This is a genomic window from Roseomonas sp. USHLN139 (genome assembly GCF_037145735.1).
GTDB lineage: Bacteria > Pseudomonadota > Alphaproteobacteria > Acetobacterales > Acetobacteraceae > Pseudoroseomonas.
In genome coordinates this window covers 706338-718746 of sequence record NZ_JBBCWY010000001.1, presented here as the reverse complement: position 1 = coordinate 718746, position 12409 = coordinate 706338, and the positions used below count along the sequence as shown (strand labels likewise).

The 12409-nt window shown below is 71.0% G+C and carries 14 protein-coding genes and 1 tRNA gene; 13 read left to right on the top strand and 2 right to left on the bottom strand.

What is annotated here, in order from left to right:
* Positions 1 to 39 precede the first annotated feature (39 nt).
* From WFI16_RS03330 to WFI16_RS03285, 10 genes are all read left to right on the top strand, one after another.
* Positions 40 to 237, top strand: a complete 198-nt coding sequence (locus WFI16_RS03330; RefSeq protein ID WP_419896370.1) for a hypothetical protein — start codon at positions 40 to 42, stop codon at positions 235 to 237.
* Between the two features lie 67 nt (positions 238 to 304).
* Positions 305 to 859 carry a dCTP deaminase gene (dcd, locus tag WFI16_RS03325; RefSeq protein ID WP_419896369.1) on the top strand — a complete coding sequence of 185 codons (555 nt, stop codon included), beginning with the start codon at positions 305 to 307 and terminating at the stop codon, positions 857 to 859.
* Between the two features lie 12 nt (positions 860 to 871).
* On the top strand, positions 872 to 2131 hold the full coding sequence (gene murA / locus WFI16_RS03320; RefSeq protein ID WP_419896368.1) for a UDP-N-acetylglucosamine 1-carboxyvinyltransferase: 1260 nt from the start codon (positions 872 to 874) through the stop codon (positions 2129 to 2131).
* 48 nt (positions 2132 to 2179) lie between these two features.
* On the top strand, positions 2180 to 2881 hold the full coding sequence (gene hisG, locus WFI16_RS03315; protein ID WP_419896367.1) for an ATP phosphoribosyltransferase: 702 nt from the start codon (positions 2180 to 2182) through the stop codon (positions 2879 to 2881).
* Positions 2878 to 4167 (top strand): histidinol dehydrogenase, encoded by a 1290-nt coding sequence (gene hisD / locus WFI16_RS03310; RefSeq protein ID WP_419896366.1) that lies wholly within the window; start codon positions 2878 to 2880, stop codon positions 4165 to 4167. Before hisG ends, hisD begins: the two co-directional genes overlap by 4 nt.
* 338 nt (positions 4168 to 4505) lie before the next feature.
* Entirely contained in the window at positions 4506 to 4724 is a 219-nt protein-coding gene (gene infA, locus WFI16_RS03305) for a translation initiation factor IF-1 (RefSeq protein WP_007003972.1), read from the top strand.
* Between the two features lie 5 nt (positions 4725 to 4729).
* Positions 4730 to 5341, top strand: coding sequence for a Maf family protein (locus WFI16_RS03300; RefSeq protein ID WP_442970630.1), 612 nt, complete (start codon positions 4730 to 4732; stop codon positions 5339 to 5341).
* Entirely contained in the window at positions 5326 to 6435 is a 1110-nt protein-coding gene (locus tag WFI16_RS03295; protein ID WP_419896364.1) for a ribonuclease E/G, read from the top strand. The genes WFI16_RS03300 and WFI16_RS03295 overlap by 16 nt, the downstream gene beginning before the upstream one ends.
* A complete protein-coding gene (gene yacG, locus WFI16_RS03290) occupies positions 6425 to 6613 on the top strand; it encodes a DNA gyrase inhibitor YacG (protein ID WP_419896363.1) in 189 nt (62 codons plus the stop codon). Before WFI16_RS03295 ends, yacG begins: the two co-directional genes overlap by 11 nt.
* A gap of 129 nt (positions 6614 to 6742) precedes the next feature.
* Positions 6743 to 6818 (top strand) — tRNA-Phe (locus WFI16_RS03285).
* 284 nt (positions 6819 to 7102) lie between these two features.
* Here WFI16_RS03285 and WFI16_RS03280 read toward each other — a convergent pair.
* Entirely contained in the window at positions 7103 to 8203 is a 1101-nt protein-coding gene (locus tag WFI16_RS03280) for a hypothetical protein (protein ID WP_419896362.1), read from the bottom strand.
* 92 nt (positions 8204 to 8295) lie between these two features.
* Here WFI16_RS03280 and WFI16_RS03275 point away from each other — a divergent pair, with 92 nt between their 5' ends.
* On the top strand, positions 8296 to 8838 hold the full coding sequence (locus tag WFI16_RS03275; RefSeq protein WP_419896361.1) for an NUDIX hydrolase: 543 nt from the start codon (positions 8296 to 8298) through the stop codon (positions 8836 to 8838).
* Between the two features lie 245 nt (positions 8839 to 9083).
* The gene (locus WFI16_RS03270; protein WP_419896360.1) at positions 9084 to 10259 is read left to right on the top strand and encodes an NAD(P)/FAD-dependent oxidoreductase; all 1176 of its coding nucleotides are present in this window, start codon (positions 9084 to 9086) and stop codon (positions 10257 to 10259) included.
* Positions 10260 to 10347: 88 nt separating this feature from the next.
* On the opposite strand, the gene WFI16_RS03265 is transcribed toward WFI16_RS03270, so the two are convergent.
* Positions 10348 to 11004, bottom strand: a complete 657-nt coding sequence (locus WFI16_RS03265) for a glutathione S-transferase (protein ID WP_419896359.1) — start codon at positions 11002 to 11004, stop codon at positions 10348 to 10350.
* A gap of 192 nt (positions 11005 to 11196) precedes the next feature.
* Here WFI16_RS03265 and WFI16_RS03260 point away from each other — a divergent pair, with 192 nt between their 5' ends.
* Entirely contained in the window at positions 11197 to 12408 is a 1212-nt protein-coding gene (locus WFI16_RS03260; RefSeq protein ID WP_419896358.1) for a polyhydroxyalkanoate depolymerase, read from the top strand.
* Position 12409 lies beyond the last annotated feature (1 nt).

Below are 12409 nucleotides of genomic sequence, written 5' to 3'. Positions count from 1 at the left end.
CGCTATCCTGGCGCCCTGCCCGCAGCGCCCCGAGCCCCCATGCCGACCGACGCCCCCGCCCCGCCCGACGACCAGACCCCTGCCCCCTCCGCCGCCAGCGCCGCCCGGCAGGAGCGCGAGGCGCGCCGCGCCGCCGCGCTGCGGGAGAATCTGCGCCGCCGCAAGGCGCAGAGCCGCGGCCGTGCCGAGGAAGAGGCCGCCGCGGCCAAGCCCGCGCCACAGGATACCTCTCCGTAAGCTCTGGTTGCCGGCCAGGACCCGCTGGGCTATCCCGGCGCCCCACGCCGCAGTCCGGAACGCCCTCATGCCCATCATGCCCGACCGCTGGATCCGCCGCATGGCGACGGAGCACGGCATGATCGAGCCCTTCGTCGAGAGCCAGCGCCGCGAGGGGGTGATTTCCTTCGGCCTGTCCTCCTACGGCTACGACGCCCGCGTCGCCGACGAATTCAAGGTCTTCACCAATGTCGACAATGCCCTGGTCGACCCGAAGAAGTTCTCCGATGACAGCTTCGTCACCCGCAAGGGCGAGACCTGCATCATCCCGCCGAACTCCTTCGTGCTGGCGCACACGGTCGAATACTTCCGCATCCCGCGCGACGTGCTGGTGATCTGCCTGGGCAAGTCGACCTATGCGCGCTGCGGCCTGATCGTCAACGTGACCCCGCTGGAGCCGGAATGGGAAGGCCAGGTCACCATCGAGATCAGCAACACCACGCCGCTGCCGGCGCGCATCTACGCCAATGAGGGCATCTGCCAGTTCCTGTTCCTGCAGGGCGCCGGCGAGCCCGAGGTCTCCTATGCCGACCGGCGCGGCAAATACATGGGCCAGCGCGGCGTCGCGCTGCCGCGGCTGTAAGGATCGGCTCCGATGGATCGCATTCGTCTGCAGGGCGGCCGCCGGCTCGAGGGGCGCATCGCCATCGGCGGCGCCAAGAACGCTGCCCTGCCGCTGATGGCCACCTCCCTGTTGACCGAGCAGGCGGTGGTCCTCACCAACGCCCCGGCCCTGGCCGATGTCGCCACCATGGGCCACCTGCTGGCGCAGCACGGGCTGACGGTCGAGCATGACACTACCACGCGGCAGATCCTGCTGGACGGGCCGGCGACCCAGTTCGAGGCGCCCTATGACCTGGTGCGCAAGATGCGCGCCTCGATCCTGGTGCTTGGCCCGCTGCTGGCCCGCTTCGGCCAGGCCCGCGTCTCGCTGCCCGGCGGCTGCGCCATCGGCACCCGCCCCGTCGACCTGCACCTGAAGGGGCTGGAGCAGATGGGCGCGGTGATCGACCTCGAGGCCGGCTATATCAACGCCCAGGTTGAAGGCCGCCTGAAGGGCGCCCGCATCATCTTCCCGCAGGTCTCGGTGGGCGCCACCGAGAACCTGCTGATGGCGGCGACGCTGGCCGAGGGCACCACCCAGCTGGTCAACGCCGCCCGCGAGCCGGAGATCACCGACCTGGTGAAATGCCTGGTCTCGATGGGGGCGAAGATCGAGGGCGAGGGCACCGACCGCCTGACCGTGCACGGCGTCGACAGCCTGCACGGCACGACGCATGCCATCCTGCCCGACCGCATCGAGGCCGGCACCTTCGCCTGCGCCGGCGCCATCACCGGCGGCGAGCTGCTGCTGGAGGGCATGACGCTGGAGCTGTTCGGCGCCTGCACCCGCTCGCTGCGCGAGGCCGGCGTCGAGATGATCCAGGAGGCCGATGGCGTGCGCTGCCGCCGCCTGAACGGGCTGCACGGCGTCGACGTGATGACCGAGCCCTTCCCCGGCTTCGCCACCGACATGCAGGCGCAGTTCATGGCGCTGATGGCGGTGGCCGACGGCGCCTCGATGATCACCGAGACGATCTTCGAGAACCGCTTCATGCATGTCCCCGAGCTGACCCGGATGGGGGCGCGGATCAACGCGCACGGCTCCTCCGCCATCGTCCGTGGCGTCGCCAAGCTGTCCGGCGCCCCGGTGATGGCCACCGACCTGCGCGCCTCGGTCTCGCTGATCATCGCGGCGCTAGCCGCCGAGGGCGAGACCATCGTCAACCGCGTCTACCACCTCGACCGCGGCTATGAGCGGATCGAGGAGAAGCTGGCCGCGGTCGGCGCCGACATCGAACGCATGCCAGGCTGACATGGCGACTGACATGGCTTCGGCCCCCTTCCGGTGATACAACCCGCCATGGACCAGCCCCTCGCCAGCCCCGACCGGGGCACCCTCGCCGGCGACCAGCCTCTCGTCCTGGCCCTGCCCAAGGGCCGCATCCTGGACGAGCTGGCGCCCCTGCTCGGCGCCGCCGGCATCGTGCCGGCCGCCGATTTCCACGGCTCCAGCCGCCGCCTGCGCTTCGAGACCAACGACCCGGCGCTCGACGTGGTGCGCGTCCGCTCCTTCGACGTCGCCACCTTCGTCGCCTTCGGCGCCGCCCAGATCGGCATCTGCGGCGCCGATGTGCTGATGGAATTCGACTATCCCGAGATCTACGCGCCGCTCGACCTCGGCATCGGCCGCTGCCGGGTGTCGGTCGCCGAGCCGGTGGGCGAGACCGCGACCGAGACGCTCGGCCGCCGCTCCCGCATCGCGGTGGCGACCAAGTATCCGAACATCGCCCGCCGCCATTTCGCGACCAAGGGCATCCAGGCCGAGGTGGTGCATCTGAACGGCGCCATGGAGCTGGCCCCCTCGCTGGGCCTCGCCCGGCTGATCGTCGATCTGGTGCAGACCGGCTCGACGCTGAAGGCCAATGGCCTGGCCGAGACCGAGGTGATCGCCCAGATCAGTTCCCGCCTGATCGTCAACCGCACCGCGCTGAAGACCCGGCCCGAGGCGATCGGCGACTGGCTGTCCCGCTTCCGCGCAGCGCTCGACAAGGTGGCCGCATGATCCGCCTCAATTCCGCCGATGCCGGCTTCGAGGCCGGCTTCGCCGCCCTGCTCGACCAGGCGCGGGAGACCACGACCAGGGTCGACGCCGCCGTCTCCAGCATCATCGCCGAGGTCCGCGCCGGGGGCGATGCCGCGCTGCTCGACCTGACCGGCCGCTTCGACCGCTGGAAGCCGGCGGACGCCGCGGCCTTGCGCGTCAGCGAGGCCGAGATCGACGCCGCCCGCGCCCGCTGCGCGCCCGAGCTGCTCGACGCGCTGGATCTCGCCGCCACCCGGATCGAGCGCTTCCACACCGCCCAGCTGCCGCGCGATGTCGAGCTCGACGATCCGCTCGGCCTGACGCTGGGCCTGCGCTGGGGGTCGATCGACGCGGTCGGCCTCTATGTGCCGGGCGGCAAGGCGGCCTATCCCTCCTCCGTGCTGATGAACGCCATCCCGGCCCGCGTCGCCGGCGTGCCGCGCATCGCCATGTGCGTGCCCACCCCGGACGGCGTGCTGAACGACCTGGTCCTCGCCGCCGCCCACCGGGCCGGGGTGACCGAGATTTTTCGAATTGGCGGCGCCCAGGCCATTGCCGCGCTGGCCTGGGGCACCGCGACCATCGCCCCGGTCGACCGCATCGTCGGCCCGGGCAATGCCTATGTCGCCGAGGCCAAGCGCCAGGTCTTCGGCCGCGTCGGCATCGACAGCATCGCCGGCCCCTCCGAGGTGGTGGTGCTGGCCGATGCCAGCCAGAACCCGGCGCTGATCGCCATCGACCTGCTGGCCCAGGCCGAGCATGACGAGAGCGCCCAGTCGATCCTGATCACCACCAGCCACCAGATGGCCAATGCCGTCGAGCATGCCGTCCAGGAGGCCCTGCTGACCCTGCCGCGCGCCGCCATCGCCAGCGAGAGCTGGCGCCGCCACGGCGCCATCATCGTGGTGCATGACTGGGAGGAAGGCGCGCGGCTGGTCGACCGCCTGGCGCCCGAGCATCTGGAGATCATGGTCTCCGAGCCCGGCCCCCTCTTCGCCCGCATCCGCCATGCCGGCGCCGCCTTCCTGGGCACGCATTGCCCGGAGGCGCTGGGCGACTACGTCGCCGGGCCCAACCACGTGCTGCCGACCGGCCGCACCGCCCGCTTCGCCTCCGGCCTGTCCGTCTTCGACTTCCTGAAGCGGACCACCTGGATCAGCGCCGAGCGCCGCGGCCTGGAAGCCATCGGCCCGGCCGCGGTGGCGCTGGCCGAGGCGGAAGGGCTCTCCGCCCATGCCCGCAGCATCAGCCTGCGGCTTGGTTGATTGGCCTCAGGCGCCGGCGCCCGCCTCCGCGGGCTTGGCTGGCGCGCCATGCGGCGCGTTGGCTGGCGCGCCATGCGGCGCGGGCCGCCTTCGCGGCCTCAGCCGGCCTACGGCCGACGGCAGGTCACGCGATGAACAGGCGATGTCGTTGCGGCGCGGCACCGTCCCCGCGTCGCGGCCTGGGCTGCCGCGCGCGGGTCGTCCTTGACCAGCCGCGGCCGGACCATCATGTTCTCGCCACGAATGCCCCGGCGCAGGTTCTGCGGCGGCCGTTCCCCCACGTCCGAAGCGGAGATGTCCGGCGCAACCCGCGTCGCCTGCCGCAATGAAGAGGTCTGATGTCGAAAGAAGATATGATCGAGTTCAGCGGCCAGGTCGTTGAACTTCTGCCCAACGCGATGTTCCGGGTGAAGCTCGACAACGAGCACATGGTCCTGGCCCATACCAGCGGCAAGATGCGCAAGAACCGCATCCGCGTGCTGGCCGGCGACCGCGTCAATGTCGAGATGACGCCCTACGACCTGACCAAGGGCCGCATCACCTTCCGGTTCAAGTAATGTCCGTGGCGGGCCTCGCGGCCCCCGAATTGCTTGATGCCCGCCCGCCGCTGGTGCTCGCCAGCGGCAGCCCGCGCCGCCTGGATCTGCTGAAGCGGATCGGCGTCGTGCCGGCGCGCGTCTGCCCCCCCGACATCGACGAGACGCCGCTGAAGCAGGAGCTGCCGCGCCGCCTGGCCGGCCGCCTGTCCGAGGCCAAGGCCCGCGCCGTCATGGCCGCCGAGCCGGCCGCCCTGGTGCTGGCCGCCGACACGGTGGTGGGCGTCGGCCGCCGCATCCTGCCCAAGGCCGAGACCGAGGAACAGGCGCGCGACTGCCTGGCCCTGCTCTCCGGCCGGCGGCACCGGGTCTATACCGGGGTGGCGCTCGGCCTGCCCGATGGTCGGCTGCTGACCCGGGTGGTGGAAAGCGTCGTCAGCTTCCAGCGCCTGACCGAGGCGCAGACCCGGGCCTATCTCGCCAGCGGCGAATGGCAGGGCAAGGCCGGCGGCTACACCATCCAGGAATCGGCCGAGGCCTTCGTGCGCTTCCTCTCCGGCAGCCATTCCAACGTGGTCGGCCTGCCGCTGCACGAGACCGCCCAGCTGCTGCGGGGCATCGGGTGGCTCCGCCCCTGATCTTCCTGTCCGTTTCCCCCGGCGAGCGGCGTGTGGCGCTGCGCCGGGGCGACGTGCTGGAGGCGGCCTTCGTCGAGCGGCCGCACCGGCCCGAGGGGCTGGGCGATCTCCATGTCGCGCGCGTCACCGCCCGCGCCCCTGCCATGGGCGGCGTCTTCCTGGCCATGGCCGGCGGCGAGACCGGCTTCCTGCCCGATTCCGAGGGCGGCAAGGGGCGTGGCGAGGGCGACTGGCTGCGCGTCGCCGTCACCCGTGCGGCGCAGGGCGGCAAGGGCCCGCGCCTGGCCGCCCGCCCTGCCCCCGAGGCGGTCACCGGTCCGCTCCGGCTGCTGTCCCGCGGGCCGGAGACGGCGATCCGCCTGGCCGCGCAGCACCCCGAGGCGACCCTGGTTACCGACCACGCCGCCACCGCCGCGCGGCTGCGCGGGGTGCTGGGCGCGGCGCGGGTGCAGCTCTCCTCCACCCCCGCCTTCGACGAGGCGCTGGAGGAAGCATTCGAGGAACTGGCCGGCATGGCCGTGGCGCTGCCCGGCGGCGGGCGGCTGACGCTGCACCCGACGCCGGCCCTGCTGGCCATCGACATCGATGCCGGCGCCCTGGCCGGCGGGCGCGACGCCACAGCGCACAGGGCGCTGAACGCCGCCGCCCTGGCCGAGGCGCTGCGGCAGATCCGGCTGCGCCACCTGGCCGGCGCCATCCTGGTCGACATGGCCGGCATGGCCATCGCCCGGCGCCGCGAGCTGCTGCCCGGCCTGGCGCCGCTGGTCGCCGCCGACCCGGCGCTGAAGCTGATCGGCCTGACCGGCCTCGGCCTGATCGAGCTGCAGCGCCGCCGGGTGCACACGCCGCTGCACGAGATCCTGGGCGCGCCGCCCTCGCCGCTCACCCGCGGCCTGGCCGCCCTGCGCCGCGGGGTGGCCGAGGCCGCCCGCCGGCCGGGCGCGCGGCTGACGCTGACCGCCGCACCCGCCGTGCTGGCCGCCCTGTCGGAGGCCACCGGCGCCCTGGACGATTTCACCGACCGCGCCGGCGCCCTGGCGCTGCGCGCCGACCCGCTCTGCCCCCCCGGCCAGGAACATGTCCATGCCGAGTGACACCGCCCCTCCGAAGCCCCGCCCGCGCTGCCCGGTCTGCGGCCGCCCCAGCGAGCCGGCCCACCGCCCCTTCTGCTCCGACCGCTGCAAGCAGGTCGATCTCGGCCGCTGGCTGAATGGCGGCTATGCCATCCCCGGCCGGCCCGTCGAAGAGGAAGAACCCGAGGAGCAGCCCTGATCCGGCAGCCCTGGCGCGGCCATTTCACACGTCTGCAAAACAATCGGTTTTGGGTGCTGGACAGGCGCCGCGCCGTCCGGTATCTCCCCGCCATCTGCCGACGGCGCCTCTCGAGGCGCTTCTCTATGGGCCCAGATAGCTCAGTTGGTAGAGCATGCGACTGAAAATCGCAGTGTCGCTGGTTCGATTCCGGCTCTGGGCACCATTTCTTTCATATCAAAAATTGCGCTGACATCGCCTGTCGCCAGGGTTCTGCCATGGCGGGATCGGGCGGGGCGTTTGCACGGTTGATGCCGTCAGCCTTGCCAGGGCAAGCGGTCGGCAGGTTGCAGCAAGCCAGGGCGGCTCGGGCACGCCTGCTGGGGATGGTACGGCCCTCCGCGTCGTGGCCATGAAAAAACGCCCCGGCTTTCGCCGGGGCGCGGTCGGGCGGAACAGGCTCCGCCCTGCGCAGAAATCCGGCCCGGCCGAAGCCGGGCCAGCCTGCCGTCAGGCGATCACGGGGTCGTAGGCGCCAGTGCGGCCCTCGGCCATGCCGTGCTGGATCCAGTGCAGCGCCAGCTGGTCGGCGTCGAGGCCGGCCAGATCCTTGTTGATGGCGACATAGGACTGCTCGTTGAAGCGGTCCTCGGTGCGGCCCTCGTCGGCGCCGAAGTCGATGTAGTGCAGCGCGGCGAGGTCGGCGATCTTCGCCGCATTGCCGGCCTGGCCGTAGCCGTCGATCAGGTCGGTATGGCTCGCCAGATACTGCAGCGAGTCGAAGGTCGTCTGGCGGCCCTCGGTGATGCCGAAGTCGATGTAGTGGGCGGCACCGTTATTCTCGATGTCCATCTTGTCGAGGCCGTTCCAGGCCTCGCGCAGATCGACGTTCGAGGCGACGTATTCCAGGCCGCTGAAGGTCACCGTGCGGCCTTCGCGGAAGCCGTCCTGGACGAAGTGCTGCGTCGCGGCCGCGGCATCGTCGGTGCCGAAGGTCTGGCGCAGATCGTCATAGCTGGCGACGTAGGACAGCGCCTTGAACTCGGTCTCGCGCCCCTCGAAGCGGCCGAATTCCAGGAAGTGCTTGGCGCCGGCCTCATCGGCATTGGCGCCCCAGCCGGCCAGCACATCGGTGTTGGCGGCCAGATAGGAATTGCCGTCGAAGGAGATGCTGCGCCCCTCGGCCGCGCCATTGTCGCGGAAATGGGCCCAGCCGGCCCCGGCATTGGCGCCGAAAGCCTGGGTCAGGTCGGTGTAGGAGGCGATGTAGGAGTACGAGAAGAACTCGTTCACGTCCTTGAGGTCAAGCGTGCCGCCGACGCCGGTGAACTGCACCGCCTCGACATCGAGCAGGGTGTCGACGCCGTCAGGGCCACGCACAACGCCTTCGTTGTCGTAACGGAAGACCTCGTACTGCTGCTGGTCGCCCATGACCTTGACGGTGTCACGCCCGTCGCCGCCTTCGACGCGATCATTGCCCCAGCCGGGATCGATCAGGTCGTTGCCGCCGCGCGCTTCGATGAAGTCGTTGCCGGCGGCGCCCGCGAAGGTGTCATCGGAATTCGTGCCGACCAGACGATCGTCACCGCCGGTACCGATATAGACAGCCATTGGCGTTTCTCCTTTGCTGCGCTTCGTGCGGCAGGACAACCGATGGCGCGGGCAGAGGTTTCCTGAAACCGGTTGCGTAAGGATCGAAGTGCATGACGAGTGAGATCGAGACCGTCTCCAGCCGGATCGCCTATGAGAACCGCTGGCTGCGGGTGCGGGAGGACGTGATCCGCCGCGCCGACGGCACCGACGGGCTCTATGGCGTGGTCGAACGCAGCGACTTCGTGGTGCTGCTGCCCTGGCACGATGGGGGGCTGACGCTGGTTGAACAATATCGTTACCCGGTCCGCCAGCGGCAGTGGGAGCTGCCGATGGGCACCTGGGAAACGGCACCCGATACCGATCCGGCCCGGCTCGCCGCCGCCGAGCTGCGCGAGGAGACCGGGCTGGTCGCGCAGAGCCTGGTGCGGATCGGCGGCATCCTGCAGGGCGCCGGGTATTGCAACCAACGCGGGCATATCTTCTGGGCGACGCAATTGAGCCAGCAGGACCACCAGCGCGAGGCCACCGAGCAGGACTTGGTCTGCCGCCACTTTCCGCTGGCCGAGGTGGAAGCGATGATCCGCGACGACGTGCTGGTGGACGCCCCCAGCCTGGCCGCCATCGCCATGGCCCGGCTGAAGGGCTTCTTCTAGCGGGCCGCGCGGCGCCCGCACGCGCCGCGCAGGGGGCGCCGGCGGGGCATGGTGCAGGAACGCAACATCGCCGGCGGGCCTTCCCAGGGACCCCCTGTCCCGGACGCAAAGGTTCAGGAAAGCTCCGCCGCCATCCCCATGCCGTCCGGCGGCTTATCCCCAGCTTCGTCCACCTGTTCTGGGGATAGTTTCCGGGAGATGGCTTCTGCTGGCGCTCCCCCCGGTCGATCCGCTAAAGCCGCGCCATGCAGACCTATGACGTGGTGGTGCTCGGGGCCGGGGCGGCCGGGCTGATGGCGGCGATGCGCGCCGGGCAGCGCGGCCGGCGCGTGCTGGTGCTCGACCATGCGCCGCAGGCGGGGTCGAAGATCCTGATTTCCGGCGGCGGGCGCTGCAACTTCACCAACACCGGCACCACGCCGGAGCGGTTCTTCTCCGCCAATCCGCATTTCTGCAAATCGGCGCTGCGCCGCTACACCCCAGCCGATTTCATCGCCCTGGTGGAGAAGCACCGCATCGCCTGGCACGAGAAGACGCTGGGCCAGCTGTTCTGCGACGGCTCGGCGCGGCAGATCGTCGCCATGCTGCTGGCCGAATGCGCGGCCGCCGGCGTCGAGCTCCGCCTCGGCCATCGCGTCACCGATGTCGCCCGGGCCGATGCCTTCACCGTCACCACCGACCGCGGCGTCTTCGCGGCGCCCGCCCTGGTGCTGGCGACCGGCGGCCTCTCCATTCCCAAGATGGGCGCCACCGGCCTGTCGCTCGACATCGCCCGCCGCTTCGGCCTGGCGCTGACCGAGACGCGCCCCGGCCTGGTGCCGCTGACCTTCGACGGCGCGCTGCTGGAGCTGATGCGGCCGCTCTCGGGCCTGGCGGTTCCCGCCATCGCCCGGGCCGGTCGGCACCGCTTCCCCGAGGCGGTGCTGTTCACCCATCGCGGGCTGTCAGGGCCGGCGATCCTGCAGGTCTCCTCGGCCTGGAATCCGGGCGAGGCGATTTCCCTCGATCTGCTGCCCGGCCAGGACGCCCAGGCGCTGCTGATCGACAGAAAACAGTCCCGCCACAAGGCGGAGCCGCGCACCGTGCTGGGCGAGGTGCTGCCGGCCCGGCTGGCCCAGGCGCTGGCCGCCGCCTGGCTGCCCGATGCGCCGATGGCCCGGCAGACCGACCGCGACCTGCGCCGGGTCGGCCAGACCCTGTCGCACTGGCCGCTCTCGCCCTCCGGTACCGAGGGCTATGCCAAGGCCGAGGTGATGCTGGGCGGGGTCGACACCGCCGCCCTCTCCTCGCGGACCATGGCGGCCGAGGCGGTGCCGGGGCTGCATGTCATCGGCGAGGCGGTGGACGTCACCGGCTGGCTGGGTGGCTATAATTTCCAGTGGGCCTGGGCGAGCGGCTGGGCGGCGGGGGAGTCGGTCTGACGCCGGTCCCGGCGCTGCCGCCCGGCCCGGCGCGCGGCGGCGCGGGCCGCAGCCGCCGGCGGCAGCCCGTCGGCCAGCGGAAGGGCCGTCAGAAGTCCCCCTCGATCTCCGCCAGCGCTTCCGGCTCGCGCTCGGCCTCGACCATCCATTCGACCATCGGCGCCCAGGCCAGCAGCTTCTCCTGATAGGCGGCGGCGGGGCCGGGCAGCGTCACGCCATAGGTCAGGAAGCGGCTGGCGACGGGGGCATACATCGCATCGGCGATCGAGGGCCGCGCGCCGAACAGCCAGGGGCCGCCGGAGCGGGCCAGGGCATCCTCCCAGATGTCCTGGATATGGCGGATATCGGCGGCCGGGCCCGACCAGACGCGGAAGCCCGGGCGGCGGGCGCGCATGTTCAGCGGCAGCGAGGCGCGCAGCGCGGTGAAGCCGCCATGCATCTCGCCGGCGATCGAGCGGCAATGGGCGCGGGCGACGCGCCCCTCGGGCAGCAGATGCGCCTCGGGGAATTCCTCGTTCAGCTGTTCGGCGATGGCCAGGCTGTCCCAGATCTTCACCGGCCCGCGCACCAGGCAGGGCAGGCGGAAGGTGGAGCTGCGCGACAGCAACTCGGCCCGGGCCTGAGGATCGTCGGCGGGAGCGGTCTCCACGGTGAAGGTCAGCCCCGCCATGCGGCAGAGCAGGTAGCCGCGCAGCGACCAGGAGGAGTAGTTTCGACTGCTGATCAGGAGGCGGGCCTCGGCCATACGGAACACTCCCACGCGATGACGGTGCAACCTTAGGCGCGCTCTACGATTGACGAAATGGTCATCTATGCCCGGTCAACATGCCCCTCGCGGCGAGGGAACATTTTCGTTACCGTTCGCCGAGGCGGCGGCAGGAAGCCGGCCGGAATACTGCGGCTTGGCCATTGCGCGCGGAAAGGCTTCTCACGGATGATGTACCAGCTGTATCAGGCCCAGCAGGACCTGATGGCTCCCTTCCGGCAGTTCGCCCGGGGCACCGGCGCGGTGCTGCGGCAGTTCGACACCGGGCGGCCCGAGACCTTCGCCCTGCGGCAGCTCACCGCCGCTCTCGAGCTGCTCGGCACCGCCGCTGTCACGCATGAGCGGCCGCCCTTCGGCTTCACCACCGTCCGCGTCGGCAATGAGGAGGTGGCGGTGACCGAGGAGGTCGCGCTGGCCACCCCCTTCGGCCGGCTGCTGCATTTCCGTAAGGCGGTCGAGGTGCCGCAGCCGAAGGTGCTGGTGGTGGCGCCGATCTCCGGCCATTTCGCGACGCTGCTGCGCGGCACGGTGCAGGTGCTGCTGCCCGAGAACGACGTCTACATCACCGACTGGATCAATGCCCGCGACGTGCCGCTGTCGGCGGGCCGCTTCGGGCTGGACGAGTTCGTCGACCATGTCATCGCCTTCCAGGAGGCGATTGGGCCGGGCGGCCATGTGCTGGCGGTCTGCCAGCCGGCGGTGCCGGTGCTGGCCGCGGTGGCGCTGATGTCGGAGGACCGCAACCCCGCCACCCCGCACAGCATGACGCTGATGGCCGGGCCGATCGACACCCGGATCCTGCCGACCAAGGTCAATGCGCTGGCGCAGGAGCATCCGATCGACTGGTTCGAGAAGAACCTGATCCACACCGTGCCCTGGCGGCTGCAGGGCGGCGGGCGCAAGGTCTATCCGGGGGTGCTGCAGCTCAGCGCCTTCATGTCGATGAACATGAACCGGCACGTCAACGCGCATCTCGAGCAGTTCCGCAACCTGGTCGGCGGCGATTCCGAGCTGGCCGACGCGCATCGCCGCTTCTACGACGAATATCTCGCCGTCATGGACCTGCCCGCCGAGTTCTTCCTGGAGACGGTGAAAAGCGTCTTCCAGGAGCATGAGCTGGCGGTTGGCCGGATGACGCATCGCGGCCGGCCGGTGCGGCCGGAGGCGATCCGCCGCACCCGGCTGCTGACCGTCGAGGGCGAGCGCGACGACATCTGCGCCATCGGCCAGACGGCGGCGGCGCTCGACCTCTGCAGCAACCTGCCCCACACCATGAAGCGCAACCACCTGCAGATCGGCGCCGGCCATTACGGCGTCTTCAGCGGCCGCCGCTGGGCCAACGAGGTCTATCCGTTGGTGCGCGAGATCATCGCCGAGGCCTGAC

Coding starts and splice junctions, on each gene's coding strand:
- WFI16_RS03275 (WP_419896361.1), top strand. CDS start 8,296: ATGACGAGTGAGATCGAGACCGTCTCCAGCCGGATCGCCTATGAGAAC.
- yacG (WP_419896363.1), top strand. CDS start 6,425: ATGCCGAGTGACACCGCCCCTCCGAAGCCCCGCCCGCGCTGCCCGGTC.
- WFI16_RS03330 (WP_419896370.1), top strand. CDS start 40: ATGCCGACCGACGCCCCCGCCCCGCCCGACGACCAGACCCCTGCCCCC.
- dcd (WP_419896369.1), top strand. CDS start 305: ATGCCCATCATGCCCGACCGCTGGATCCGCCGCATGGCGACGGAGCAC.
- murA (WP_419896368.1), top strand. CDS start 872: ATGGATCGCATTCGTCTGCAGGGCGGCCGCCGGCTCGAGGGGCGCATC.
- WFI16_RS03270 (WP_419896360.1), top strand. CDS start 9,084: ATGCAGACCTATGACGTGGTGGTGCTCGGGGCCGGGGCGGCCGGGCTG.
- hisG (WP_419896367.1), top strand. CDS start 2,180: ATGGACCAGCCCCTCGCCAGCCCCGACCGGGGCACCCTCGCCGGCGAC.
- infA (WP_007003972.1), top strand. CDS start 4,506: ATGTCGAAAGAAGATATGATCGAGTTCAGCGGCCAGGTCGTTGAACTT.
- WFI16_RS03265 (WP_419896359.1), bottom strand. CDS start 11,004: ATGGCCGAGGCCCGCCTCCTGATCAGCAGTCGAAACTACTCCTCCTGG.
- WFI16_RS03260 (WP_419896358.1), top strand. CDS start 11,197: ATGTACCAGCTGTATCAGGCCCAGCAGGACCTGATGGCTCCCTTCCGG.
- hisD (WP_419896366.1), top strand. CDS start 2,878: ATGATCCGCCTCAATTCCGCCGATGCCGGCTTCGAGGCCGGCTTCGCC.
- WFI16_RS03280 (WP_419896362.1), bottom strand. CDS start 8,203: ATGGCTGTCTATATCGGTACCGGCGGTGACGATCGTCTGGTCGGCACG.